Below are 25443 nucleotides of genomic sequence, written 5' to 3'. Positions count from 1 at the left end.
TTCCAAGGAGGCTGCCCATGTCGTCGCTTAACGATCTTCATCCGATCACCCGCCGTTCGCTGCTTGGAGGCATCGCCGCCTCCTCGGCGTTCGTGATGCTGCACCCGTTTGCCGCCCGCGCGGCCGGCAACCAGGCGCATTTGCGCATCATGGAAACGACCGATATTCACGTCCACGTCTTCCCCTACGACTATTACGCCGACAAGCCGAACGACACGCTCGGCCTTGCCCGCACCGCCTCGATCATCGACGCGATCCGTGCCGAAGCCGGCAATTCCATGCTGATCGACAATGGCGACTTCCTGCAGGGCAATCCGATGGGCGACTACATGGCCTATGAGCGCGGCATGAAGGACGGCGACAAGCATCCGGTCATCAAGGCGATGAACGTGCTCGGTTACGATGCCGGCACGCTCGGCAACCACGAATTCAACTATGGCCTCGATTTCCTGTTCAAGGTGCTGGCCGGTTCCGGCTTTCCTTATGTCTGCGCCAACCTCACCAAGGGCCAACTCGCCTCCGACGCCAAGAAGGACGAGCTTTTCCTGAAGCCCTACGTGATCGTCGAAAAGCAGATCCGTGACGGTTCGGGCGCGACGAGCCCGGTCAAGGTCGGCTTCATCGGCTTCGTGCCGCCGCAGATCATGACATGGGATGCGAAGAACCTCGAAGGCAAGGCGCAGACCCGAGACATCGTCGACGCGGCCAAAGCCTGGGTGCCGGTCATGAAGGAGGAAGGCGCCGACATCGTCATCGCCCTCTCCCATTCCGGCATCGACGGTGGCGGACAGAGCGAGCGGATGGAAAACGCCTCGCTCTATCTCGCGGGCATCCAGGGCATCGATGCGATCTTCACCGGCCACCAGCATCTGGTCTTCCCCGGCACCAAGGTTTTCGACGGCATTGTCGGTGCCGACACCAAGAAGGGCAAGTTGATGGGCAAGCCCGCCGTCATGGGCGGCTTCTGGGGCTCGCATATGGGGCTGATCGACCTGCTGCTCGAAAAGGACGGCAAGAGCTGGAAAATTGTCGATTCCACCTCGGAAGCCCGGCCGATCTACCATCGCGACGATGCCCGCAAGATCGTCGCAGACGTCAAGGACAAGCCGGAAGTCATCGCCGCCGCCAAGGAAGAGCATGAAGCCACACTTGCCTACGTGCGCCGCGCCGTCGGCAAGAGTTCGGCACCGCTTTACTCCTACTTTGCGCTGGTCGCCGATGACCCGTCGGTGCAGATCGTCTCCAATGCCCAGACCTGGTACATCAAGGACATGCTGAAAGAGGGCCAGTACAAGGACCTGCCCGTCCTGTCTGCTGCCGCTCCCTTCAAGGCCGGGGGCCGTGGCGGCGCCGAATATTTCACGGATGTCCCGGCGGGCGACATCGCCATCAAGAACGTCGCTGACCTCTACCTCTATCCGAATACCGTGCAGGCGGTGCTGATCACGGGAGCGCAGGTCAAGAACTGGCTTGAAATGTCGGCCGGCATGTTCAACCAGGTGCAGGCCGGCGCGAAAGACGCGCCTCTCCTCAACAATGACTTCCCGTCCTACAATTACGACGTCATCGACGGCGTGACCTACCAGATCGACCTGTCGCAGCCGACCCGCTTCGACAAGGACGGCAAGCTGATCAATGCGAACGCCAACCGCATCGTCGATCTCAAGTACAACGGCAAGCCGATCGATCCGGCCCAGAAATTCGTGGTGGCGACCAACAACTACCGCGCCGGCGGCGGCGGCAAGTTCCCGGAGATCGCCGGCGACAAGGTGATCTTCGTGGCGCCCGACACCAACCGCGACGTGATCGTGCGCTATATCGTCGAACAGGGCACGATCAACCCGTCCGCCGATGCCAACTGGTCGTTCAAGCCCCTGCCCGGCACAAGCGCCATCTTCGAAACCGGCCCCAAGGCCCGCCAGTACGCGACCGCGGTCAAGGGTGCCAAGATCGAGGATGCCGGTGACGGCGAGAACGGCTTTGCGAAGTTCCGGCTGGTGCTGTAACGGCCAACATCACCTTTCGGCAATATTTGGACGGCAGCCTTGGCTGCCGTCTTTCTTTTCAACAGCATGAGGCAAGGCAATGCCAAAACTCTCCTTCCAGCAGGTCGACGTCTTCTCCAGCCAGCCGATGCGCGGTAACCCGCTTGCCGTGGTGATCGGCGCCGACGCATTGAGCGACGCGCAGATGCAGTCCTTCGCCAACTGGACCAATCTCAGCGAAACGACATTCCTGCTCGAGCCGACCGATCCGAAGGCCAGCTACCGGGTCAGGATTTTCACACCGTCGCAGGAACTGCCTTTCGCCGGCCATCCGACGCTCGGCAGCGCGCATGTCTGGCTCTCGCAGCAACAGACGTCACCGACCGGCGATATCGTGCAGGAATGCGGCGCGGGCCTTATCCGCATCCGCCGTGACGGCAATCGGCTTGCGTTTGCGGCGCCGCCGCTTACGCGCAGCGGCCCGGTGGACCGCGCGCTGGTGGAGCGGATCGCCAGGGCACTCAGCCTGCCCGCCAACCTGATCGAGGATTCCAACTGGTGCGAGAACGGCCCGGACTGGATCGGCGTGCGCCTGCCCTCGCGTGCCGACGTGCTGGCGGTCAAGCCGGACTATTCAGCTCTCGCCGGTACCCGCGTCGGGCTGGTCGGACGCTTCGATCCCGACCTCGACGGCAGGGACGCGCAATTCGAGGTGCGTGCCTTTACCCGCAACGGCTATGAGGATCCGGTCACCGGCAGTCTCAACGCCGGCCTTGCCCAATGGCTGATCGGGTCCGGTGTCGCGCCGGAAAGCTATGTCGCGGCCCAGGGCACCGTGCTTGGCCGCGCCGGCCGGGTGTATGTCGACAAAGTCGGCGACGATATCTGGATCGGCGGAGACGTGGTCGCATGCATTCAGGGTGCGCTGGAACTCTGATCCTGTCGGAGATGCCATCGGCAGGGAAAGTCCCGACCGATGGCTTACGGTTCCCGGTTTAGACCGATCCGGAATGGGCCGACTGACGGTTATGCCGCCGTTGCCCTGGCGAAACCGATCCGCGACAGCAGCAGCTTCAATTCCGCCGGCGGCTTCTGCTCGATGCGGCGGTATTCCCGGCCGTCGCGGGTGCGCTGGACGAGACCGAAATCGAAGAGGTCGCGGCGCAGCATCGCGGCATCGCCGAAGAGGTGCAGCGTGTTCAGAAGTTCGCTGATCTGACGTTCGGTGAACTCCCGGTCCGCCGGTATCTTCGACCACAGGAACCAGAGGCAGATTTCCTGCTGCCCGCGCTTGGCCGGCCAACGAACGAGCCGCCCCTCGCCGTCGAAATGGCGGGCGGTCTTCAGCACCTTCGCCTCATCGGGCGCCGGCTCATCGTCCAGCACCGGGCGCCAGTCAGCGATGACGTCGGCGGTCTTGGCGACCGCTCGAAAGTGCTGGTAGTTGCGGAAACCGGCCGCCTTGGTGAGCAGATTGAGCGTTTCCAGATGGCTCGGCTTGTGGTCGAGCGTATCGATCTGTCGACGGACGGATTTGGCGAAAACCGAAAGGTCGGCGATCTCCATGGGAAAGATGGATCTTGGCATGTCTTATCCTTAAACGTGCCATTCCCTGAAAATCAGGGTGTCGCTGGTCGCCGGCTTGTCGACTCTGGCACGGGATAAGTGCTGATCATCTTTGTCTATGCAGGTTTAGCTTCCCTTTCGGGACGGCGACGCCTCGGTGAACTGCAGACCGTGGCGTCGTTATAGCAGAGGTTGAAACAGCGTCAACTCGCAGCCGATGCGCTTCACTCGTTCCGCGTTCTGAAGAGAATGGTTACACTTCGTGGGCAAGATATTTGCTGGTAAAATCGATCGAAACCGCGTGAGGAGGAGGCCCATCGATGCTTGAAAAGGCAAAGACCGCAGTAAGCTACGGAGACGAGCCCGGCCTGCGCTTCGCCCTTGTCCTCGACGGGCACGGCGGCTGCAGGACGATGAACATGGCCGAGGCCTGCAGCTGGAAGCCGGGAGACGGTCTCGTCTGGCTGCATTTCGAGCGCGATCATCCGGCAACGGCAGAATGGGTAAACACCCATGGCGGCTTCGATCCGCTGGTGGCGGAGGCGCTTCTTGCAGAGGATTCCCGCCCGCGCGTCGAGCCCTTGGGCGACGGGCTGCTGATCATCCTGCGCGGTGTCTGCGCCGCTCCGCCGGAAGAAGCGGAGAAAACTTCTGACGAGATCGACCTCGTGCCCCTGCATATCTGGGTGGACGAACACCGGCTGGTGACGTTGCGCGACAGCGGCCATTATATCACGGCGCTGCGCGATATCCGGCGGGCGCTCGACAACGGCAAGGGTCCCCGGCAGGCGGGGGAACTGCTGGCACTGGTCAGCGACAAGCTCGTCCGCGATCTGGAGCCCGTGCTCGATAGCATGGACGAAGAGGTCGACGAACTCGACGAGCTGATTTTCAAGGGGGAAGCGAGCGAGGTTCGCCAGAGGCTCAAGCTTTTGCGCCGCCGCGCCGTGCAGCTGCGCCGCTATCTCGCGCCGCAACGCGATGCGCTCAACAGGATCGAGCACGACGACGCGCCATGGCTCAAGGAACGGGACAAGCTCCGCTTTCGCGAGGTGATCGACAAACTGATGCGGTTCATCGAATATCTCGACGCCATCCGCGACCGGACCGGCATCCTCCACGACGACCTTTCCACGGTGATCGGCGAGCGGATTGCACGCAATTCCAACAGGCTTGCCGCGTTGGCGGCCCTTCTTCTGCCGCCGAGCGTCGTTGCTGGCCTCTTCGGCATGAATGTCGGCGGCATTCCCGGCGTCAACGACACCTGGGCCTTCCTGATCATCGTCGGGCTCGTCGTGGTTATTTCCGCGGGCACGTTGTGGATCCTGAAGCGCATCGAGTGGCTTTGAACCTGCTTTGATGTGCCCCGGCCGGCACTGCTTCGGCTATTCGGCGGCTTGAGGGATCGTTTCCCGAGATTCCATGCCCAGCATCTGCTTGAAGTCACCGTGGCTTGGGCAGGTCGAAAGCCGGCGCTCCATGGCATCGACCAGCCAACGGCCCGCAGGTCCCAGCGGGTTTGCGGCCTTGCGCATGGCGTAGAGCGGGTATTGGCTCTGCTCGTAGGCTTCGAGATCGAGTGCCACGAGAGTTCCGTCCATGATGTCCCTTCCGGCGACGGACGCGGGCAGACCACCCCAGCCGAGACCACCCTTGATCAGCTGGTGCTTTGTGGCGATGTCGCTAACCCGCCACGTCTTGTAGGACAAGACATTGAAATCGCGGCCCTTCGTCAGGCCGGACGTATCCGTCACGACCATCTGGACTTCCTCGCGCACGTCCGCGAGCGTCAGAGGCCGACCGAGTTTTGCAAGCGGATGTTCGGCGGCGGCGACGGGAATCATGAACGAATAGCCGATCTTCTCCATCACCAACGAATCCTCCTGCCGAAGGATCGAACCGCCTATACCGATATCGGCCTTCCCGGAAATGACCATCTCCATGACCATGCCGAGCTCGCCGACATTGAGGTTGAGGGCCACACTCGGGAATCTTTCCCGGAACTCACGCAGCTCCGCCACAACGGCATCCGACGGTACCATCACGCTCAGCGCCACCGACAGTTCTGCCTCCAGCCCCTGCTTGATGCTCTTCGCCCGGGCGCGCATCACTTGGAGGTCCGCGACGATGCGCCGGGCGTCGGTCAGCAGCGCCTTGCCCGCTTCGGTCAGCTTCGGCTGGCGGGCGCCGCTGCGCTCGAAAAGCGGCATTTCGAGCTGGGCTTCCAGATTGCCGATCGTATAGCTCACCACCGATTGGGCCCGGTTCAGCGCGCGTGAGGCGGCGGAAAAGCTGCCTGTCTCGGCAACCGCCAGAAATACCTGCAACTGATCGAGGGTGGGGTTGGCATCCATGGTCATCATCCAAATTTTCGATAGATAGCTTCGATATTATCTCAGTTTTATCGATGAGCGTCCACGCCTATCTATTCCCTCGAACACAGCGGATCCACCCGCTCTCCAATCCTTCTGCGGGCCCAAGACCGCAGATAAGATCTCCAGACAAGGAAAAAAAGCATGTCCTCCATCCTCCTCGTCACTTCCAGCCCGCGCGGCGACGACTCGCTGTCCAGCAAGGTGGCCCATGACCTCGCCAACGAACTGAGCGCCCGCGACAACGGTCCGTCGGTTGTCCATCGCGATCTCGGTGTCAACCCGATCCCGCATCTCGACAGCGTCACCACGTCCGCCATCCGCAAGCCGGCGGCCGACCGCACCCCGGCAGAAGCTGCCGCCGCCGACTATTCCGACAAGCTGGTCGCCGAGCTGCTGGCAGCCGATACGGTGGTCATCGCCACCGGCCTCATCAACTTCAACATCTATTCGACGCTGAAAAGCTGGATCGACAACGTCGCCCGCGCCGGCCAGACGTTCCGCTACACGGCTGAAGGCCCGGAAGGCCTCGCCAAGGGCAAGAAGGTCTATATCGTGCTTGCATCCGGCGGCGTCTATTCCCAGGGCCCGGCCACCGGCATGAACCATGCCGTCCCCTACCTGACGACCGTCCTCGGCTTCCTAGGCATGACGGATGTGGAAGTCATCTATGTCGAAGGCGTCGCTTTCGGCCCCGAAGCTGCTGAAAAGGCGGTCGCCAGCGCCCAGCAGCGTAACCGGCAGCTCGCTCTCGCCGCTTAAGCCGTCCCTGCGCCTGACGGGACGAGCCTGCCAAGACGGCCGTGGACGTTGTCCCGGCCGTCATTTTTTGCGCGGTAGAGCCGCTCGTCGGCACGCCCGAGCAGCGTATCGAGCGCGTGTCCGTCTTCCGGAGCCGTGGCCACGCCGATCGAGACGGTGACGCATTGGCCGTCGGGACGAATGACCGAACGGCAGATGGCGGTCCGCATGCGTTCAGCGATCATCAAGGCGCTGTCGTGGTCGGTATCGGGCAGGATCATCACGAATTCCTCACCGCCGAAACGGGAGAGATGGTCGCTCGGGCGGGAACCGGCCTGCAGGCATACGGCAACTTCCTTCAGCACCTCATCGCCTTTCAGGTGGCCGAAGAGGTCATTGACCTGCTTGAAATGATCCGCGTCGACGATGATGAGGCTGAGCCCTTTTCCCCGGTCGAGACAGTGGTGAATGAGCTTCGGAACATCGGCCTCAAGGCGCCCGCGGTCGAAAAGACCGGTCAGCCCGTCGACCCCGCTCTTGGCAAGCAGCGCCTGATAACGCTCGCGAAACGTCAGGTCGTTGAAGATATCGGTGATCTCGCGCGTCGATCTGGCGAGGCGCGGGATCTGCTCAATCTTGAGATAGACGGCAAACAGCAGCGAATAGAGCACCACGGACAGCAGCTTGGCATACCACCCGCCGAAGAAGACCGAAGGCGGCGCACCGAAGAGGATGTTCAGCCCTGCGTAAAAGCCGATCTGGTCGAAAGTCAGGACAGCTGCGCCGCTGATCGCGAAACGCAGCACGACATTGCTGCGCAGCACCCGGCCCAGCCGTTCGTAGAGCAGGATGATGCAGATTGCATCGACATAGAGCAGCGCCGTGCCCCACACCATCAGCCACCCCATCTCGCTCAAGAACACCATGTCTGCGGCGCGGCCCCCCGGCAGTGCCACGACCTCGTGTATCTGGAGAATCTGAGCGATGCCCACGGTCAGCAGATTGCCGAGGAAAAGCCCGTAGATCGGCTGGCGGACGACTGCCGCATCCTCCTTCAGGTAAAGGAGCAGGATCATCATCAGCTTTCCGGCAAAAAAGACCGACGAGCCGGGGGAAACGGTGCCGAACGGAAGTTCGATGTAGAAGACCGCGGCGAGGTAGGTCTCCATGAAATGCATGACGCCGAGTGCAGCCAGGAATACCCCGAGGCCGAGTTGACGACGGAAATGCAGGAACATCGTCATGACAGAGAAGTAGATCACCGCTTCCAGAAGGAAGAGGGCCAGATTGAACGCTTGCATCTCGATCCGTTCCACCCCCTGAAGGTGCTATACCGCTGTAACGGCTATCGTTTTACGTGCTCCAACCCCTTGAGGATTATGGCCATTATGCATGACTATGCAATAACGGCCGGTAGGTTTCCCCTTCGAACGTCGGGTAATCCTGGATCTCGGGCAGCTTCTTCGGCACGTTACGGAGTTGAGTTGCGATCGCCGGATCGATTTCGCGCGTGATCTCGCTTAGTTTCCTGGGTTTGCCGAGAAGATAACCCTGCAGCTCGTCGCAGCCCGCATGGGCGAGGAACAGCGCCTGCTCCGTCGTTTCTACGCCTTCCGCGACGACCTTCATGCCGAGGCCGGTGCCCAGGTCGATGATGGTGCGCACGATGATCTGCGCGTTATCGACCTGGTTCAGGTTGTTGACGAAGCTGCGGTCGATCTTGATCGTGTCGAACGGGTAGCGGCTGAGATAGCTCAGCGACGAATAACCCGTGCCAAAATCGTCAAGCGCGATGTGGAAACCCATGCGCTTCAGATCGTTGAGGATCTGCACGGCGCGCTTGTCGTCCTCGATCAGCACGCTTTCGGTGATCTCGAGCTCGATCCGGCGCGGATCGGCGTCGGTGCTTTTCAGCAGATCTGCAAGATCAGCGACGAAATCCGCATGGCGGAACTGCAGCGGGCTGACGTTGACGCTGATATGGCCGTCGATATCGTCCAGGATCCTGCAGGCTTCGGCGAGCACCCAGGCGCCGAGCCGGATGATCTTGCCGGAGGCTTCGGCGACCGGAATGAAATCGCCGGGGCTGATCATTCCGCGCTTCGGATGAACCCAGCGCAGCAGTGCCTCGTAACCGATGATGATGGCGCTTTCCGCCTCGACGCGCGGCTGCAGGTACAGTTCGAACTCGCCCCGCTGCAGGGCGATCTCCAGATCGACTTCCAGTGCCCGTCGCTTTTCGATCAGTTCGTTCATGCCGGGCTTAAACGTTCGGCAGGCGTTTCGGCCGGCATTCTTGGCGTGATAGAGGGCGACGTCGGCGCAGCCGATCAGCGCGTCCATGTCCCCTGCATTTTCGGGGCACAGGGCACCGCCGATGCTGACGCTGATATTGACCTGTTCGCCATGGCCGATATCGATCGGATAGGCCATCGCGGCGAGCAGCCGATCGCCGAACCTCTCAAGCTCGTCGATATCGGACGTGTGGGCGATGATGACGGCGAACTCGTCTCCACCCAGCCGGGCGACGATGTTGTCCGCACCGGCCTCGGCCGCAAGGCGTACGGCGGCCTCGCGGATCACCGCATCGCCGGCCTGGTGGCCATGGATGTCGTTGATGTCCTTGAAGCGGTCGAGATCGACCATCAGGACGCCGCAACCCTTGCCGTTTCCGGCCTCCTCCACCAGCTCGGTCAGCCGCTCGGAGAACAGCACGCGGTTCGGCAGCCCGGTCAGTGGATCGTGGAGAGCGAGGTAGCGCATGCGGCTCTCCGCGAGCTTCCGCTCCGTAAGGTCGACGAGGCAGCCGATACGAGCTTTTTCGCCACGATAAAGGATGTCGCGGCCACGCGCCTCGACCGGGATTTCCTCGCCGTTTGCCAGCCTCACGACGATCTCGTGGCTGTTGTCATCGTTGAGGTTCATCAGGTCGGCCACGCGGATCGTCTCGCCGTCGTGGAGGATATCGAAAACGGACCGGCCGATGATCTCGATAAGCGGCAGGCCGACCATCTTGCCAAGTTGTTCGTTGCCGTCGACGATGATGCCGCCCCGGTGGATCAGGATCGCTTCGAACGTGGCGTTCGCAAGCGCTGCGACGCGCTCGGAATCCTCGTCGTTGTGGCGGAGCTCCATCAGCTCTCCGCGGCTGCGTTCCTCTTCCTCGATGTTGTCCATCAGCCGGTTGAAGAGCCCGGTCAGCCTTTCGGCCTCGTCGCCCTTCACCACGGGGAGGCGTTGGCGCAGGTCGGCATTGCCGCCGAGAAGATCGGCCAGAGCGTCCTCCACATGTCCGACGCCGAGGCGCGTCGCATGTTCGGCAAGGTTCAGCCCGTCCTCTTCCTCCCTGGCCGAAACGCGGATCCGCATCAGTCGGTCCGCCGCCCAGAAGAAGGCGTAGCCGAGACCGAAGGACCAGTAGAAATTGACGCCGACGCCGACGAGCTGCACGTGCAATTGCGCAAGCCTGCCGCCGGCCGGCAGCTGATCGACCGGGGCGAGCAGCGCCAGAAGCAGTGTACCAGTGACGCCGGCAAAGGCATGCACGCCGATCGCGCCGACCGCGTCGTCGATCCTGAGGGTTCTCTCGACGAACGCGTTGCCGAAGATCGCCACGGCGCCGCCGATCGCGCCGACCATCAGCGCGTTTGCCGGATCGAGGATATGGCAGCCGGCGGTGACCGCGACCAGACCGCCGAGCATGCCGGAATTCGACTTTTCGGGGAGGATGACGCCGTCCTGGTAGAAGCCGATGACATAACCGACGCAGGTGCCCATGCCGCCGGCCAGAACCGTGTTCATGATGATCGGCGCTACATGGTCGGAAACGCCGAGCGTCGAACCACCGTTGAACCCGATCCAGCCGATGAAGAGCAGCAGCGCGCCGGTGGTCGACAGAACCGGGCTATGGCCGGCGATCCGGACCGGCGTGCCGTCGGCATTGAACTTGCCGATGCGCGGGCCGATAACCATGCAGGCCGCAAGTGCCACCCAGCCGCCGGTCGAATGAACGACCGTGGAGCCGGCAAAATCGACGAAACCCATCTGCGACAGGAAAGCCGATGCATTCGGGAACAGTGCCGAACCCCAGGCCCAATGCACGAACGCCGGGTAGATCAGCCCCGACATGAACAGCGAGCCGAAAACGTAAGCGGACAGCTTCATGCGCTCGGCGACGGCGCCGGATACGATCGTTGCCGCCGTGCCGCAAAACATCACCTGGAAGACGAAAAACGCCGACTGCCAGCTGTCGAGATCCCGCAGGAAATAGAACTCGCTCTGCTTCCCGAACAGGAAACCGTTCGAACGGCCGAAGGCGATCATGAAGCCGACCGCGGCGAAGGCGACGACGCCGAAGACGAAGTCGAGAAGGTTTTTCTGAGCTACGTTGATCGAATTCTTCGAGCGCACCATGCCGGCTTCGAGCAGAAGGAAGCCGACCTGCATCATCATCACCAGCCCGGAGGCGACGAGCACCCATGTCATATCCAGCCGGGAGGTGTTCGAAAGGAGATCATCCGCGAAGGCAAAGCGGGGAATAAGGCTGCCGGAAGCTCCGGAGCCGATAAAAAGCATAAAATATGACCAGCGAGATCGCATTAACAGTCGACCGCAGAAAAGACATCGGAACAGATGCCTCAAGCTATCGCCAATGACTTAATTTTGAGTGTGACTCACAATATTTGCAATCACAATGCGGAACGCAGGTCACGCGGAGCGCGACTTCTCCCCATCCGAAAACAGCGCCGGACCATTCTGGTCGATGATCTGCTGCGCCTTGCGGACGGTATATTCGACCGCGTCGTCCATGGAGGTGAAGACGTCGGCGCGGACGAAATTGCGCACGAATGTCTCGCCGTCGACGTCCTTCTCGATACGTCCGGCCAGCCGGAACTGCGAGCCCTCGCGGATCGGAGCCGGATGAATGATGCAGCCGGCATGCTCGACAGGTTTTACGGAAGCAGCGGGTGCCTCGGCAGCTTTGCCGCCGCCGGAGAACATCGAGAATATATTGGACAGAAACGAAGCCATGGCGGCTGCCTAGCATATTCCTGCACAGGCAGGAAGCGGGGCCCCCAAGGAAAAGTCACGGTCCAGCGTCTCATGGCCACCGTACAATTCAGGAGCCTGACCGCATGAAATGGAAGATCGCCACAGCATCCCTCCTCGCTGTCATCGCTGCGCTTTGGGTCGGAAATACCTCCCTGTTCTCCCGTTTTCCAAACGACAAGCCGCTCAGCATCATTGCCCATCGCGGCCAGCACCAGCTTTTCGATGCCGCCGATGTCAGGAACGACACCTGCACCGCGAGCCTGATGCTGCCGCCGACGCATGCCCATCTGGAAAATACCGTGGCAGGCATGAAGGCCGCCTTCGACGCCGGTGCCGACGTGGTCGAACTCGACGTGCATCTGACGCCGGACAAACAGTTCGCCGTCTTCCACGACTGGACGCTCGATTGCCGCACCGAGGCCAAGGGCGTCACGGAACAGACGCCGATGCCGGTCCTGAAAACGCTCGACATCGGCTATGGTTACACGGCCGATGGCGGCAGAACTTTTCCGTTCCGCGGCCAAGGCAAAGGGCTGATGCCGACCTTGCCGGAGGTCTTCGCGGCATTACCCGAGGGCCGGTTCCTCATCAATTTCAAGAGCCGCCGGGCGGAGGAAGGCGAAGCGCTCGCGACCGTTCTCAATACCGACCCCGCTGCCCGGGCAGCGGCTTTCGCCGTCTACGGCGGCAACGAGCCGACCGAAAGGGCGGTCACGCTGGTCGCGGGCCTTCCCGGTTATTCCAACCGCACGGCAAAATCCTGCCTCCTCAATTACCTGGCCCTCGGCTGGAGCGGACACGTGCCGAAGACATGCCGCAATACGCTGGTGCCGGTCCCCGCCAATCTCGCCTTCCTGCTCTGGGGCTGGCCGGAGCGCTTCTACGACCGGATGCGGGCGGCCGGGTCGGATGTGGTGCTGATCGGCCCGTTCGAGGCCGGAGACGCCGGCTCGTCCGGCATCGACGACCGCGACACCTGGGACATGGTGCCCTCCGGCTTTCCGGGCCTCGTCTGGACCAACGTGATCGAGAAGACCCGGCCGGAGGTGGAGCGCCACGGTTTCTGCGCGCTGCCCTCCAAGCCGTTGATCTGCAGCAGATAGACTTTCCGCCGTCACGAAGCCCGCTTATGATCTCCTTCGGTTCGGAGGGAGTGCCGGATGCAGAGGAGATTCTTGTCATGGCGGACGGTCGGTTATGTCTGCGCGATCCTGATCACCGCCTTGGGGGTGATGTTGATGTCCGGCCCGCGCATGCCCGCTGACGGTTTTCCCGCTTTCGACAAGGCCCGCCTCGGCGCCGACATAGACGCCTATCTCAGCGCGAGCGAAAGCCACTTCACCGACATCCGAACGGGTGCCGCAAAACGCATCGTCTGGGCCGATCCGGCGACCAAAACGAAGACGCCTGTCGCCATCGTCTACCTGCATGGCTTTTCGGCTTCGGCCGAGGAGATACGTCCCCTGCCCGACCGCGTCGCAGCGGCGTTCGGCGCCAATCTCTATTTCACCCGGCTCGCCGGCCACGGCCGCAGCGGCGACGCGATGGGTGAGGCAAGCCTTGAAGACTGGCTGGCGGACTTTTCGGAGAGTCTCGCGATCGGCGAAGCGATCGGCTCCCGTGTGGTCGTCATCGGCACCTCAACCGGCGCCTCGCTCGCTACGCTCGCGCTTGCCGACCCGAAGATCGCACTGCGGATCTCGGCCGCCGTCTTCCTGTCGCCGAACTACGGCATCAACAGCTTTGCCGCGCTTCTGCTGACAACACCGGTCGCGCCGCAGCTTTCGAGGCTGCTGCTCGGCGAAAACCGCGGCTTCACGCCCTATAACGACCGCCACGCCGCCCACTGGACGATCCGCTATCCGACCAGCGCGCTGTTGCCGATGGCGGCCCTTGTGAAGCTCTCGGTCAAAAGCCCGGTCGAGCAGGTGAGGACGCCGGCGCTTTTCCTCTATTCGTCGCTCGACCAGGTCATCCGACCCGACAAGGTGCGCGCGGTCTCCGGCCGCTGGGGCGGACCTCATGAGATTTTCGATGTCGGCAGGACCGGCGATCCCGGCAACCACGTGATTGCCGGCGACATCCTCTCGCCGGCGACGACCGGGCCGCTTGCGGACCGGGCCGTCGCCTGGCTGCAGACCGTGCTCAGATGACGAGGTTCGCCAGGATCTCGTTCTCGGTAATGTCCTGATAACCCATGCCTGCGGCATCGAAGCGTTCGAGCAGGCCGGCGAAATTCTCCGGCCGTGCGGTTTCGATGCCGATCAGGATCGAGCCGAAATTGCGGGCCGATTTCTTGAGGTATTCGAAGCGGGCGATATCGTCTTCCGGCCCGAGGAGATTGAGGAAATCGCGCAATGCGCCAGGGCGCTGCGCAAGCCGCAGCACGAAGTATTTCTTGAGGCCGGAATAGCGCATGGCGCGTTCCTTGACGTCGGGCAGGCGCTCGAAATCGAAATTGCCGCCCGAGACGACGCAGACAACCGTCTTGCCGGCCAGTTTTTCGCGTCCGAGCATCTCCAGCGCCGTGATCGATAGGGCGCCCGCCGGCTCCAGCACGACACCCTCGACGTTGAGCATCTCGGTGATCGTCACGCAGATGGCATTTTCCGGCACCAGCAAAACCTGATCCGGCGAAAACCCCTTCAAAGCTTCGAAATTCAGGTCGCCGATCCGCGCCACGGCCGCCCCGTCGACGAAATTGTCGAGCTTGGCGAGCGTGATCGGCTCGCCGGCCTCCAGGCTCTTCTTCAGGCTCGGCGCCCCCTCCGGCTCGGTGAAGAGAAAATCTTCCCGCTTGACGATATCCTTCAGGTAACCGGTCGTACCCGACGAAAGCCCGCCGCCGCCGACCGGCAGGATGACGAGATCGGGCGTCACGCCTTCGGGCAGTTGCTCGACCAGTTCGGCCGCAACGGTCGCCTGTCCCTCGATGATGTCGGCATCATCGAAGGGCGGCACCATGACGCCGCCGGTCTCTTCCACATGGGTACGGGCCGCCGCGTAGCACTGGTCGAAAATATCGCCGATCAGCCTGATGGTGATGAACGGGCCGCCGAACATGCGGGTCTTGTCAATCTTCTGCTGCGGTGTCGTCACCGGCATGAAGACCACGCCCGGCACTTCGAAATGACGGCAAACGAAGGCAAAACCCTGGGCATGATTGCCGGCCGAGGCGCAGACGAACGTCTTGCCGTTGGCGCCCGAAGCGATCGCCTTGCGCAGGAAGTTGAAGGCGCCGCGAATCTTGTAGGAGCGGACCGGCGACAGATCCTCGCGCTTCAGCCAGATTTCGGCGCCATAACGGCGGCTGAGGTGCTCGTTCATCTGCAGCGGCGTCTCCGGGAAAATTTCCCGCATCGCCACCCTGGCTTCATCCACGCCCGCTTTGGTCACGCCCGCCTTGGTCACGTCTGCCTCGGTCACATCGGCCATCCATTGAATTTCAAGAATGTTCCCGCTATGCCATAGGCTTACGGCTGAGACAAAGCTTCTTTCAGTTGCCGCGAACTTCGGGACAACCATTTTTTGAATGCCAATCTTCTTCGGTCGGTCATCTACATGACGGCGCTCTGCGCGCTCTACCTGTCGCTGGCGATGTTCCTGCCGGCAATGGTGGACCTTTATTACGGGCATCGCGACTGGCAGGTGTTTGCGATGTCCGGCTTCATGGTCGGCGGGCTTGCGGCGGCAGCGGCGCTCGCGACCCATGGCCCCCCGCCGGTCTTCAACAAGCGTCTCGGCTTCCTGCTGGTTAACGTCCTTTGGGCGATGTTTTCCGTGGTCGGCGCCATTCCGCTCTTCCTTGCCGAACACGAACTGTCGTTTGCACAGGCGCTGTTCGAATCGATTTCCGGCATCACCACCACCGGCTCGACCGTGATCGTCGGGCTGGACAACATGCCGCCCGGCATCCTGCTCTGGCGCTCGCTTCTCTGCTGGTTCGGTGGCATCGGCATCGTCGGCTTGGGTCTGTTTGTTCTCCCGTTCCTGAAAGTCGGCGGTGCTTCGATCTTCAAGCTCGAATCGTCGGAGACCAACGACAAGCCGTTCGCCCGCCTTGCGAGCTTCACCCGGGCGTTCCTGATCGTCTACGTCCTGCTGACGCTTGCCTGCACCATCGCATACGATCTTGCCGGCATGGACCATTTCGATGCGCTGAACCATGCGATGTCGACGATCGCGACGGCCGGTTTCTCGACGCACGACATGTCGTTTGGCTATTTCGACAACAACGGGCTTCTGGTCGTCGGCACCATCTTCCTGGCGATCTGCAGCATGCCGTTTTCAGTGCTGATCCTGCTTGCCGTGCGAGGTCGGCTGGATACGCTGCGCGATCCGCAGATCCTGGTTTTCCTTGGTTACCTCTGCGTCATCTCGATCGGCGTTGCGGTCTACCATCACCTGAGGAACGGCATCGAGCTCGACGACGCGCTGATACACTCGTTCTTCAACATGACCTCGATCCTGTCAACCGGCGGCTTTGCGAGCGACGACTATACGCTGTGGGGGCCGTTCGCGGTGCTCGTCGCCTTCTTCGCCACTTTCATGGGCGGCTGCTCCGGTTCGACTGCCGGCGGCATCAAGGCCTATCGTTTCGTGGTGATGGTCAACGTCATCCGCGCGGGGCTCAACAAACTCGTCTATCCGAACGCCATCTATCCCGTGCGTTACGGCAGCCTGACTGTGGATGCCGAAACGCAGCGTGCGGTCTTCCTGTTCGTCAGCCTCTATATTTTCCTCTGGGTAGTCGGCAGCATCGGAATGACGCTGTTCGACTACGACATCCTGACCGCCACCTCCTCGGTCATCACCGCGCTGTCGAATGTCGGCCCCGGCATCGGCCCGATCGTCGGCCCGGTCGGCAACTTTTCAACGATCACCGATCCTGCGCTCTATCTTCTGTCGCTGATGATGCTGCTCGGGCGTCTCGAGATCCTGACCGTGCTTGTCCTGCTGACGCCGGTTTTCTGGCGTCACTAAGAAGGCACTTTGAGGAATTCGACCGGCCCGCCCGGCTCGTCGTCGTCGAAGACGGCACAGGTCAGCTCGCCTCCGAAGACGCAGCCGCTGTCGATATTGGTGCGGTGGCCGATCGTCTGCGGATTGCCGGGAAGCGGCGTGTGGCCGTGGCAGAGATGCCGGCCCCAGAATTCGCCACCCTCGTCGCCGGCAAACCGCTTCCAGATCAGGTCGCGTTCCCGCTGCTCGTCCAGCGGCAACGTCTCGTCGACGCCGGCATGTACGAAAATGCGGTGCTCGTCGACATGGATCAGCGGGCGATGCGCGCACCATGACAGCACCTGCGGCGGCACGTAGCCGTCGAAGGAAACCATCGTCTCGCGGCCGCCATTGTCGAGCCACATGATCTCGTCGTGACCGCTGTTCTGGTGCGAGCGGACCATCATATCCTCATGGTTGCCCTTGAGCGCTGTCCACCGCCACCCTTCCTTCTTCGGCCCCGCCATGACGAGGTCGAGCACGCCCCGGCTCTTCGGACCGCGATCGATATAGTCGCCGATGAACACCACATGTCCGGAGGGCGCGTGATCCTCCACCTGCCTGAGCAGTTCCTTCAACTGCGCCAGGCAGCCGTGGATATCGCCGATCGCAAAGGTAAAGCCCAAAACACGCCTCCATCGAAGTGGATATCCAACGGTTTTCATCGAAAACGGTTGCAGGCAAGGTCAGGCCTGGTGCGGACGGCGGGGATCGAACCCGCATGACCAAAGGCCGAGAGATTTTAAGTCTCTTGCGTCTACCAGTTTCGCCACGTCCGCATGGGCGTCCTGTTTCTTGAACTTGCGCGACCTCGTCAAGCACCCAAATTGCGGAAGCGGTTCGCCGGCCGTGAAAAAAGCGGGGCTGCCGGATGAGCGGAGGGCCAGCGCCGTCTCATTCACGGTCGCATCGGTGGTCGAGGAATATGCAGCATAAATTCTTGACAGATCAGTCTGGAATTCCTATTTCCTGTTCATGGCACGGCAAAAAGAATTCGAGCGGGAAACGGTATTGAAGCAGGCGATCGGGGTTTTCTCCGATCACGGCTTCGAAGGCACGTCCACGGAGGTGCTCCTGAAGGCGATGGGGATCAGCCGCCAGAGCATGTACGACACGTTCGGCGACAAGTGGACACTCTACCTGGAAGCCCTGCAGGGCTACGTCACCGAAAGCGTCGCCTCCCAGATCTCCGTTCTCAACGGAAAAGCCTCTCCGATCAAAGGGGTGGAGGCGCTTCTGGAGAATATGATTCAAACCGCGCTCGCCAGCCCCGCCCCCGCCTGCCTCGGCATCAGTGCCATCTGCGAATTCGGCCATTCGGAACGCGAAGTGACGCTGGTGACGGAGATTTCCGGCCGCGCCCTGCTGTCGGCCCTCGAGACGCGCATTTCCGAAGCGGCCAGCACCGGCGAGGCTTCAGCGGACCTCGTCCCCGCCGAAGCCGCACAATTCATCCTCGCAACGCTCACCGGCATCAAGGTTGCCGCCCGTGCCGGAGCTTCATCCCAGGTCCTCCAGGGCATAGCCCGGACCGCACTTCGAAGCCTTCGCTGAAGGACATGTCTCTCGCATCGTTTTCGCATGCCAAATTCTAGACTGATTGATCCAATAAAGAAGGAAATTTCCATGCCATCTTCTCTCTCGTCCTCTCTCGCCGGCAAGGTCGCGCTCGTCACCGGCGGTTCGCGCGGCATCGGTGCTGCAATCGTCCGCCGCCTCTCGAACGACGGCGCGGCAGTCGCCTTCACCTATTCCGCTTCCGGGGAACAGGCAGCAAAGCTTGCGGCCGAAATCGAGTCGGCCGGCGGCAGGGTGCTGGCGATCCAGGCCGACAGTGCCGATGCCGACGCGGTCAGAGCGGCGGTTGCAGAAACGGCGAGCGCCTTCGGCAGGCTCGACATCCTGGTCAACAATGCCGGCATTCTCGTGCGCGGCCTGGTCGACGACTACGATCTTGCCACGTTCGACCGGATGTTCGACGTCAATGTCCGCGCGGCGTTCGTGGCGATCCAGGCGGCCCTGCCGCATATGCAGCCGGGCGGCCGCATCATCACCACCGGCAGCGTGGCCGCGGAGCGGAGCGGCTTTCCCGGCTCTTCGGTCTACAGCATGACCAAGGGCGCGATCGCCTCGATGACGCGCGGCCTCGCCCGCGATCTTGGCCCCCGCGGCATCACCGTCAACGCAATCCAGCCGGGGCCGACGGCAACCGACATGAATTCCAGCGAGGAAAGCCGTGCCCTCACCAAACCGCTGATGGCGATCGGCCGCGTGGGCGAGGATTATGAGGTCGCGAGCCTGGTCACCTATCTCGCCGGCCCCGAATCGAGCTTCATCACCGGCTCGGCGCTCACCATCGACGGCGGCTACCTCGCATGACGAAAAAGGGCGCGGCGATACTCGCCGCGCCCTTTCCTTCATTCATCTCAATTCAATCAGGCAGCAAGCTTGGCGGCCAGCTTGGCGACGTGGGCGCCCTGGTATTTTGCGCCTTCGAGTTCGATCTCGGAAGGCTGGCGCGAACCGTCACCGTTGGTGATCGTGCTGGCGCCGTAGGGCGAACCGCCCTTGACTTCCTCGGTGCCCATCTGGCCTGCGAAGGCGTAGGGCAGGCCGACGACCGCCATGCCCTGGTGCAGGAAGGTCGGGATGAAGCCCAAAATGGTCGATTCCTGGCCGCCGTGCTGGGTGGCCGACGAGGTGAACATCGAGCCGAGCTTGCCGACCAGCTTGCCCTGCGCCCAGAGGCCGCCGGTCTGGTCCCAGAAGTTGCGCATCTGCGAGGCGACCGTGCCGAAGCGGGTGCCGGCGCCGACGATGATCGCGTCGTATTCGGTCAGTTCCTCGACAGTCGCGACCGGAGCCTGCTGGTCCATCTTGTAATAAGAGGCCTTGGCGACCTCTTCCGGAACCAGTTCCGGAACGCGCTTGACCGTCACGTCGGCGCCTGCCGACTTCGCGCCTTCCGCAACGGCATAGGCCATCTTCTCGATGTGGCCGTAAGCGGAATAATAAAGCACGAGAACCTTTGCCATGATCTTCTCCATTCAGTGTCTGATGTATGAACAAGGCCGTCTGCGGCCAGAACCGAACTCACATGTAACGGCTTTACGCGGGAACGACAGCCCGCGCCGGGGCTACGCACTGTTCAGCATCTGGAGACGACATTTCGCTTGCGGATCATAAATTCGTAACAGACGCGGTTTCTGCATCCCCCACGACAAAATTGCTTCTGCCCTGAAAAAATTGGGCTTAGGAGTGTGGCACTTACGGAGGAATATCCATGTCTGAAGCGTCGCAACCACCTTTGATCGTCACCGCCGCCATGCTCGCCATCGGCGACGAACTTTTGTCCGGCCGGACCAAGGACAAAAATATCGGCCATCTCGCCGATCTCTTGACGCTTTCCGGCATCGACCTCAAGGAGGTGCGCATCGTCGCCGACGAGGAGGATGCGATCGTCGAGGCGCTGAATGCGCTCCGCTCCCGCTACGACTATGTCTTCACCTCCGGCGGCATCGGCCCGACCCATGACGACATTACCGCAGACGCGATCTCGAAAGCCTTCGGCGTGCCCTGCATCCATGATCCCGATGCGATGAGGCTGCTTGCCGACATGTACAAGCGCCGGGAGATGGAATTCACCGAAGCTCGCCAGCGCATGGCCCGCATGCCCGAGGGCTCCAGGCATATTCCGAACCCCGTCTCGACCGCGCCGGGCTTCATCATCGGCAATGTCTATGTGATGGCCGGCGTGCCGCAGGTTTTCCAGGCGATGGTCGACAACGTGCTGCCGATGCTGCGCTCCGGCGCGAAAATGCTGTCGCGGGCGCTGCCCTGCCCCTATGGCGAAGGTGATATCGGCACGCTGCTGTCGGCCGTGCAGAAGGCGCATCCACAGACCAGCATCGGCTCCTATCCGAAATATGACGGGCAGCGGTTCTCGACCGAGATCGTCGTGCGCGCCCGCGACCCGCAGGTCCTGGACGCGGCCGCCCAAGCCGTGGCGGAGATGATCGCCGGCATCGACCGGGCCAAGATCCTCACCAATCCGACGGCCGACGCCTGACCCGCGGCACCCTGCCTTTCCTTCTATCGACGACCACTCCTTGACCGGGATCAAGGCGCGACACACCTATTTATCAGATACTGGTTCCCAATTCCGCAGAACCAGTTGATGAGGAGATACAGCTATGGCCTACAAGACCATTCTCGCCGTTCTCGACACCCCTCAAAACGCCAGGCAGATCACTGATTTCGGCATAGCGCTCGCCGAACGGTTCTCCGCCCATCTGATCGGCGTACATGCCGAAACGCTCGCCGCCGTGCCGCTGATTGCGCCGATGGAAATTCCCGACCCCGCCGCCGTGCAGATCCTCCAGGATGCGGCGCAGAAGGAAACCGCCGAGGTCGAGCGGATCTTCAAGGCCCAATCGGCCCGCGAGGGTCTTTCCATCGAATGGCGCAGCTTCATGTCGTCGGCCGGTTACGGTTCCCATTCGGTGATGGATACCGCCCATGCGGTCGACCTGATCGTCGCCAGCCAGAGCGATCCAGCCCATGCCGATCACCGCGCCGATCTGGAGACTTTCCTGTTCGACAGCGGCCGGCCGATGCTGCTCGTCCCCTATACGATGAAAGTGCCGCAGCCGATCAAGCGGGTGATGATCGCCTGGAACGGGTCGCGGGAAGCGGCGCGGGCAACCTTCGATTCGATGCCGTTCCTCAAAGGTGCCGACAGCGTCGAGGTGTTCTGCGTCGATCCGGGCGACCGCGGCGGCCAGACGCCGGACATGGCGGGCGCCGAGATCGCGACCACCCTTGCCCGGCACGGCATCAACGTGACGCTGTCGACGCAGGGAAAGAGCGGCATCTCTGCGGCAGCGGCGATCGAGAACCACCTGTCGGAAGGCAGCGTGGATCTTTTGGTGATGGGCGGCTATGGCCATTCGCGCTGGTGGGAAATGCTGTTCGGCGGCGTCACCCGCAGCCTGCTCGATTCGATGACGGCGCTGACTTTGCTTTCCCGCTGACAAATCCTTGCGTCACCGGGCGAATTGCCGCTATTAGCGAGAGCCAACAACATGCTTTCGCTAATGGTGGCCAGCCTCATGTCTCTTCCCGAAAAAGCCTTCCCCGTTTCCTGGGACCAATTCCATCGTGATGCCCGGGCGCTTGCCTGGCGTCTTGCAGGTCTCAAGCGGGATTTCCGCGCCATCGTCTGCATCACCCGCGGCGGCCTGGTGCCGGCGGCGATCATTTCGCGCGAACTCAATATCCGCCTCATCGAGACGGTCTGCATCGCCTCCTACCACGACTACGTCAACCAGGGCGAGATGAACCTGCTCAAGGGGATCACTCCCGAACTGACGGCCGACGAAGGCGCCGGCGTGCTCGTGATCGACGACCTGACCGATACCGGCAAGACGGCATCGGAAGTGCGCACCATGCTGCCGAAGGCGCATTTCGCCTGCGTCTATGCAAAACCCTCCGGCGTGCCGACCATCGACACTTTTGTCACGGAAGTCAGCCAGGACACCTGGATCTATTTCCCCTGGGACATGGGCTTTACCTATCAGGAGCCGATCGCCAAGGCGGACCGCAGCTAAGGTCTACAACCCTAACGTTTCGGGCGGGGCGCGACGACGTGGAGTGATCTCCGCGAGAACACGTCCTTCGGCCAGCCGCGAAATCCGTGCCTTTCGGCGTCGTGAAGGCGCGCGGAGGACTTCGTGTGCCCTGAATTTGGCATTCGTCAAGGAACTCGCATCGAGGTTTCGTTCCAAGCGCTATATTTCTGCTGCCTGATGCCGCTTTCCTCATGAGGGCGTGCTAATTTTATATTTTCTTCATATAAAGGAGGAACACTGTCGCCCGTAGGCTTTGCCTGACAATGGCGACACGGGCATGACGCCTGCCGTGTAACACTCCCAGCGTACGATGTCCGAATTCAATCCGCCTGACTGGGATCTCCCGGTCGCGTCTGCATGACATCGAGGCCCTGGATGCGTGATTTTTTGAATAGGATGCCGCTCACCACCAAACTGGCGGCGCTTATCGTCGCGGTCAACATTTGCGGCGTTTCCGCATTGGCAACCTATACCTGGATATCGGAAACACGCTTGCTGATCAGCACGGCGACGACACAGTGGTCACGCGGCGCGGAGCAATTCGCATCGGTTGCGGCCGGCGGCGTGAAATGGGGCAAGGTCAATGCGGTGCGGGAAGCCTACGCCTTGTCGCGCGACAATCCGGCCCTCAACCTGGTCCAGTTCGCCGCGTTCAACGCCGAACTCGCCCCAGTCGACATCTGGGCACGCGAAGGCGTACCAGGCGTCCTGTCCTCCGCCGAATTGGCCCAGGCGATCGGTCAGAAACCCGACGAAACGGTTGTCGATACGACACTGGCTTCCAGAGGTCTGGTCGGGATCATTGTGCCCCTGCCTCCAGACAAATCCGGCAAGGTCACAGGCTATCTCTTCACCGCCTGGTCGGTGGCGAAAATCCTCGCCACGGCACAGCAGGAGGTTTTGAATACGCTGCTTATCCAATTGCTCGTCATCACCGTAGCGGTCACAGCCTTCCTCTTTGCAATGCGCAGACTTGTCGGACGCCCCGTCAGGAACCTCAGTGCGCGCATCATCGCTTTGCAAACCGGCGACCTCACCTCCCCGGTCGAATACCAGCGCAATGGCGACGAGATAGGCGTTCTCTCGCGTGCCCTGGAAGTGTTCCGCGGAGAGGCTATTGCGAAGGTCGAAGAAGAGCGTATCGCCGCCGAGCAACGCCAGTCGCTTGACGAGGAACGCGCCCGCAATGCAAGGATCACCGAGGAAACCAGCAACACGCAACGGGCCGTCATGGCGCAGCTCGGACACGCGCTGGAGAGGCTTGCCGGAGGCGACTTTTCGACTCATCTCGATGGTCTCGGCCCGGATTTCGAAAAACTGCAGCAGGACTTCAACAACATGGTCGAGGCGGTTGCCGCCGCCCTGACGGAGATCAAGGAAGCCTCTCACCAGGTGGAGGATCGCTCCAGCGAGCTTGCTGGTGCCGCCGACCAGTTGGCTCAGCGCACCGAACGACAGGCCGCCGCGCTCCAGGAGACAGCCGCCTCCCTCGGTGAAGTCACAACAACGGTCAGAACCTCTTCGCAAAAGGCCGAGAGCGCCGGGCACCTCGTCGAAGAGACGAAGAAAGGCGCCCATTCCTCGGCAACCGTCGTCCGCAATGCAATCGGCGCGATGGACCGAATCCAGGCCTCCTCCAGCCAGATCGGCCACATCATCGGCGTTATCGACGAGATCGCCTTCCAGACCAATCTCCTGGCGCTGAATGCCGGCGTCGAGGCGGCGCGGGCGGGAGAGGCCGGCAAGGGTTTTGCAGTCGTTGCTCAGGAGGTACGGGAACTCGCTCAGCGTTCGGCCAACGCGGCCAAGGAAATCAAGGTTCTGATCACCAGCTCCAATCAAGAGGTGGCGGCCGGTGTCGGGCTTGTCAACGACACGGGCGACGCCCTTCTTCAGATCGGCGACCAGATCAACCGCATCAGCGACAGCATCGTTTCGATCGTGCAGTCCTATCGGGAACAGGCCATGGGCCTGCAGGAGATCAACACCGCCATCAATCAGATGGATCACGCAACGCAGCAGAATGCGGCGATGGTGGAAGAAACCAATGCCGCCTGCCAGGAACTGCTCTCTCAAGGCCGGCTGCTGCTGAGTTCGGCCAGCAGGTTTACTGTCGGAAAATCGGCCGGAGATGGCGCCCGGACCCACTCCGGATCGGGGAACCATCACTCTCTTTCCGACAAAAGATCCGGCCTTGCTGCTCCCATCAGACAGGCGTCCTGAAGACGCCTCTGCAGCCGCATGACTTCATAAACGTCAGCAACCTATGGAAGGGAAACACCTATGCATAAGATCGTCATCATGCTCCTTCTCGGCAGCACCGTACTCGCCCTGCCGCTTGGCACGGCTCTGGCCGAGGAGGCCCATGTCGCACCGGTGAGCGAATATGTCACCGCCAAGATAAAGCCCTGGCTCAACGATGCCGTGGTGATCTCGGCGATCAAGGCCCAGAACGCTGCCAATGCCAAGCTGAGCGACGCCGATATCCTGGCGCTCGACAAGAAATGGCGCGCCGAGGTCGACAGCTCCAATCGTGCGATGATCGACGGCGTGCTGAACAACGCTCTGTCGAAACTTCTCGTGGAAAAGAAGGAGAAGTCCGAGGGTGCCATTACCGAAATCTTCGTCATGGATGCCAAGGGGCTGAATGTCGGGCAGAGCGACATAACCTCCGACTACTGGCAGGGCGACGAGGCAAAGTTCAAGAAGTCCTTCGGTGCCGGCAAGAACGCGCTCTTCGTCGACGAGGTCGAAAAAGACGAATCGTCCCAGACGCTGCAATCGCAGGCAAGCGTGACGATTTCCGATGAGAGCGGAACGCCGATCGGCGCCGTTACCATCGGGATAAACGTCGATTCTCTCTGAGCCGGGCGAGATTGCTTCGGCGCTGCGGCATCGTTGAGGCCGCAGCGCCGGGACACATAAACCAGACTCTGGCCCCCCGATGACGAGCTTGTTCGGCAAACGTCCTCGCTTTTTCGAACAACCTACGTGGCCAGAGTTCTTGGGCTTAAGCCAGTCAGGACGCCTGGGCCTATTTCTTGGACAGAGCTTCACCCGTCGGGGGCCGTTCGCCAACGACTGATTCTCGTCAGC

At 61.8% G+C, this 25443-nt stretch carries 22 protein-coding genes and 1 tRNA gene; 14 read left to right on the top strand and 9 right to left on the bottom strand.

The window, feature by feature from the left end; translation table 11 throughout:
- Positions 1-17: 17 nt before the first annotated feature.
- Both J2857_RS19190 and J2857_RS19185 read left to right on the top strand, forming a co-directional pair.
- Complete coding sequence (locus tag J2857_RS19190) at positions 18-2006, top strand: bifunctional 2',3'-cyclic-nucleotide 2'-phosphodiesterase/3'-nucleotidase (protein ID WP_210011613.1); 1989 nt, start codon at positions 18-20, stop codon at positions 2004-2006.
- Positions 2007-2085: 79 nt separating this feature from the next.
- Complete coding sequence (locus tag J2857_RS19185) at positions 2086-2922, top strand: PhzF family phenazine biosynthesis protein (RefSeq protein WP_210011612.1); 837 nt, start codon at positions 2086-2088, stop codon at positions 2920-2922.
- Positions 2923-3011: 89 nt separating this feature from the next.
- Here J2857_RS19185 and J2857_RS19180 read toward each other — a convergent pair whose 3' ends face one another.
- Positions 3012-3572: a DUF2087 domain-containing protein gene (locus J2857_RS19180; RefSeq protein WP_210011611.1), complete on the bottom strand. Its 561-nt coding sequence runs from the start codon at positions 3570-3572 to the stop codon at positions 3012-3014.
- 299 nt (positions 3573-3871) lie between these two features.
- On the opposite strand from J2857_RS19180, the gene J2857_RS19175 reads away from it, so the two are divergent.
- The gene (locus tag J2857_RS19175) at positions 3872-4900 is read left to right on the top strand and encodes a zinc transporter ZntB (RefSeq protein ID WP_210011610.1); all 1029 of its coding nucleotides are present in this window, start codon (positions 3872-3874) and stop codon (positions 4898-4900) included.
- 36 nt (positions 4901-4936) lie between these two features.
- On the opposite strand, the gene J2857_RS19170 is transcribed toward J2857_RS19175, so the two are convergent.
- Positions 4937-5905: a LysR family transcriptional regulator gene (locus J2857_RS19170; RefSeq protein ID WP_210011609.1), complete on the bottom strand. Its 969-nt coding sequence runs from the start codon at positions 5903-5905 to the stop codon at positions 4937-4939.
- Positions 5906-6067: 162 nt separating this feature from the next.
- Between J2857_RS19170 and J2857_RS19165 the strand changes: the two genes are divergently transcribed.
- The gene (locus tag J2857_RS19165) at positions 6068-6685 is read left to right on the top strand and encodes an FMN-dependent NADH-azoreductase (protein WP_210011608.1); all 618 of its coding nucleotides are present in this window, start codon (positions 6068-6070) and stop codon (positions 6683-6685) included.
- Here the strand turns inward: J2857_RS19165 and J2857_RS19160 are convergent.
- The 3 genes from J2857_RS19160 to J2857_RS19150 form a co-directional block, all read right to left on the bottom strand.
- A complete protein-coding gene (locus J2857_RS19160; protein WP_210011607.1) occupies positions 6682-7965 on the bottom strand; it encodes a GGDEF domain-containing protein in 1284 nt (427 codons plus the stop codon). The genes J2857_RS19165 and J2857_RS19160 overlap by 4 nt on opposite strands.
- Positions 7966-8050: 85 nt before the next feature.
- Positions 8051-11239: an ammonium transporter gene (gene amt, locus J2857_RS19155; RefSeq protein ID WP_210011606.1), complete on the bottom strand. Its 3189-nt coding sequence runs from the start codon at positions 11237-11239 to the stop codon at positions 8051-8053.
- A 132-nt stretch (positions 11240-11371) separates the two neighbouring features.
- Positions 11372-11695: an HlyU family transcriptional regulator gene (locus J2857_RS19150; RefSeq protein WP_210011605.1), complete on the bottom strand. Its 324-nt coding sequence runs from the start codon at positions 11693-11695 to the stop codon at positions 11372-11374.
- Between the two features lie 104 nt (positions 11696-11799).
- Between J2857_RS19150 and J2857_RS19145 the strand changes: the two genes are divergently transcribed.
- Together J2857_RS19145 and J2857_RS19140 are read left to right on the top strand one after the other, a co-directional pair.
- Positions 11800-12819, top strand: coding sequence for a glycerophosphodiester phosphodiesterase family protein (locus J2857_RS19145; protein ID WP_210011604.1), 1020 nt, complete (start codon positions 11800-11802; stop codon positions 12817-12819).
- 57 nt (positions 12820-12876) lie between these two features.
- Positions 12877-13869 (top strand): alpha/beta hydrolase, encoded by a 993-nt coding sequence (locus J2857_RS19140; RefSeq protein WP_210011603.1) that lies wholly within the window; start codon positions 12877-12879, stop codon positions 13867-13869.
- On the opposite strand, the gene ilvA is transcribed toward J2857_RS19140, so the two are convergent.
- Positions 13862-15076 carry a threonine ammonia-lyase gene (gene ilvA / locus J2857_RS19135; protein WP_245363567.1) on the bottom strand — a complete coding sequence of 405 codons (1215 nt, stop codon included), beginning with the start codon at positions 15074-15076 and terminating at the stop codon, positions 13862-13864. The two genes, J2857_RS19140 and ilvA, sit on opposite strands and share 8 nt — an antisense overlap.
- 168 nt (positions 15077-15244) lie before the next feature.
- On the opposite strand from ilvA, the gene J2857_RS19130 reads away from it, so the two are divergent.
- Complete coding sequence (locus J2857_RS19130) at positions 15245-16699, top strand: TrkH family potassium uptake protein (RefSeq protein ID WP_210011602.1); 1455 nt, start codon at positions 15245-15247, stop codon at positions 16697-16699.
- Here J2857_RS19130 and J2857_RS19125 read toward each other — a convergent pair.
- Together J2857_RS19125 and J2857_RS19120 are read right to left on the bottom strand one after the other, a co-directional pair.
- Positions 16696-17343, bottom strand: coding sequence for a metallophosphoesterase family protein (locus J2857_RS19125; RefSeq protein ID WP_210011601.1), 648 nt, complete (start codon positions 17341-17343; stop codon positions 16696-16698). The genes J2857_RS19130 and J2857_RS19125 overlap by 4 nt on opposite strands.
- 67 nt (positions 17344-17410) lie before the next feature.
- A tRNA-Leu gene (locus J2857_RS19120) sits at positions 17411-17496 on the bottom strand.
- A 232-nt stretch (positions 17497-17728) separates the two neighbouring features.
- Between J2857_RS19120 and J2857_RS19115 the strand changes: the two genes are divergently transcribed.
- Positions 17729-18271, top strand: coding sequence for a TetR/AcrR family transcriptional regulator (locus J2857_RS19115; RefSeq protein WP_245363427.1), 543 nt, complete (start codon positions 17729-17731; stop codon positions 18269-18271).
- 72 nt (positions 18272-18343) lie between these two features.
- Positions 18344-19096 carry a 3-oxoacyl-ACP reductase family protein gene (locus J2857_RS19110; RefSeq protein WP_210011599.1) on the top strand — a complete coding sequence of 251 codons (753 nt, stop codon included), beginning with the start codon at positions 18344-18346 and terminating at the stop codon, positions 19094-19096.
- Between the two features lie 56 nt (positions 19097-19152).
- Here J2857_RS19110 and wrbA read toward each other — a convergent pair whose 3' ends face one another.
- Positions 19153-19752, bottom strand: a complete 600-nt coding sequence (wrbA, locus tag J2857_RS19105) for an NAD(P)H:quinone oxidoreductase type IV (protein WP_210011598.1) — start codon at positions 19750-19752, stop codon at positions 19153-19155.
- A gap of 248 nt (positions 19753-20000) precedes the next feature.
- Between wrbA and J2857_RS19100 the strand changes: the two genes are divergently transcribed.
- The 5 genes from J2857_RS19100 to J2857_RS19080 all read left to right on the top strand — a co-directional run bounded on the left by J2857_RS19100 (position 20001) and on the right by J2857_RS19080 (position 25212).
- Positions 20001-20786 carry a competence/damage-inducible protein A gene (locus tag J2857_RS19100; RefSeq protein ID WP_210011597.1) on the top strand — a complete coding sequence of 262 codons (786 nt, stop codon included), beginning with the start codon at positions 20001-20003 and terminating at the stop codon, positions 20784-20786.
- 124 nt (positions 20787-20910) lie between these two features.
- Positions 20911-21750: a universal stress protein gene (locus J2857_RS19095; protein ID WP_210011596.1), complete on the top strand. Its 840-nt coding sequence runs from the start codon at positions 20911-20913 to the stop codon at positions 21748-21750.
- Positions 21751-21828: 78 nt separating this feature from the next.
- Positions 21829-22326 carry a xanthine phosphoribosyltransferase gene (gpt, locus tag J2857_RS19090; RefSeq protein ID WP_210011595.1) on the top strand — a complete coding sequence of 166 codons (498 nt, stop codon included), beginning with the start codon at positions 21829-21831 and terminating at the stop codon, positions 22324-22326.
- Positions 22327-22722: 396 nt separating this feature from the next.
- Positions 22723-24570 (top strand): methyl-accepting chemotaxis protein, encoded by a 1848-nt coding sequence (locus J2857_RS19085; RefSeq protein WP_210011594.1) that lies wholly within the window; start codon positions 22723-22725, stop codon positions 24568-24570.
- A 60-nt stretch (positions 24571-24630) separates the two neighbouring features.
- Complete coding sequence (locus J2857_RS19080) at positions 24631-25212, top strand: hypothetical protein (protein ID WP_210011593.1); 582 nt, start codon at positions 24631-24633, stop codon at positions 25210-25212.
- Positions 25213-25443: the final 231 nt, after the last annotated feature.

The sequence above is a fragment of the Neorhizobium galegae genome (assembly GCF_017877055.1).
GTDB classification, from domain to species: domain Bacteria; phylum Pseudomonadota; class Alphaproteobacteria; order Rhizobiales; family Rhizobiaceae; genus Neorhizobium; species Neorhizobium galegae_D.
The sequence above is the reverse complement of the archived record's forward strand: the minus strand, read 5'-3'. Positions and strand labels throughout refer to the sequence as shown.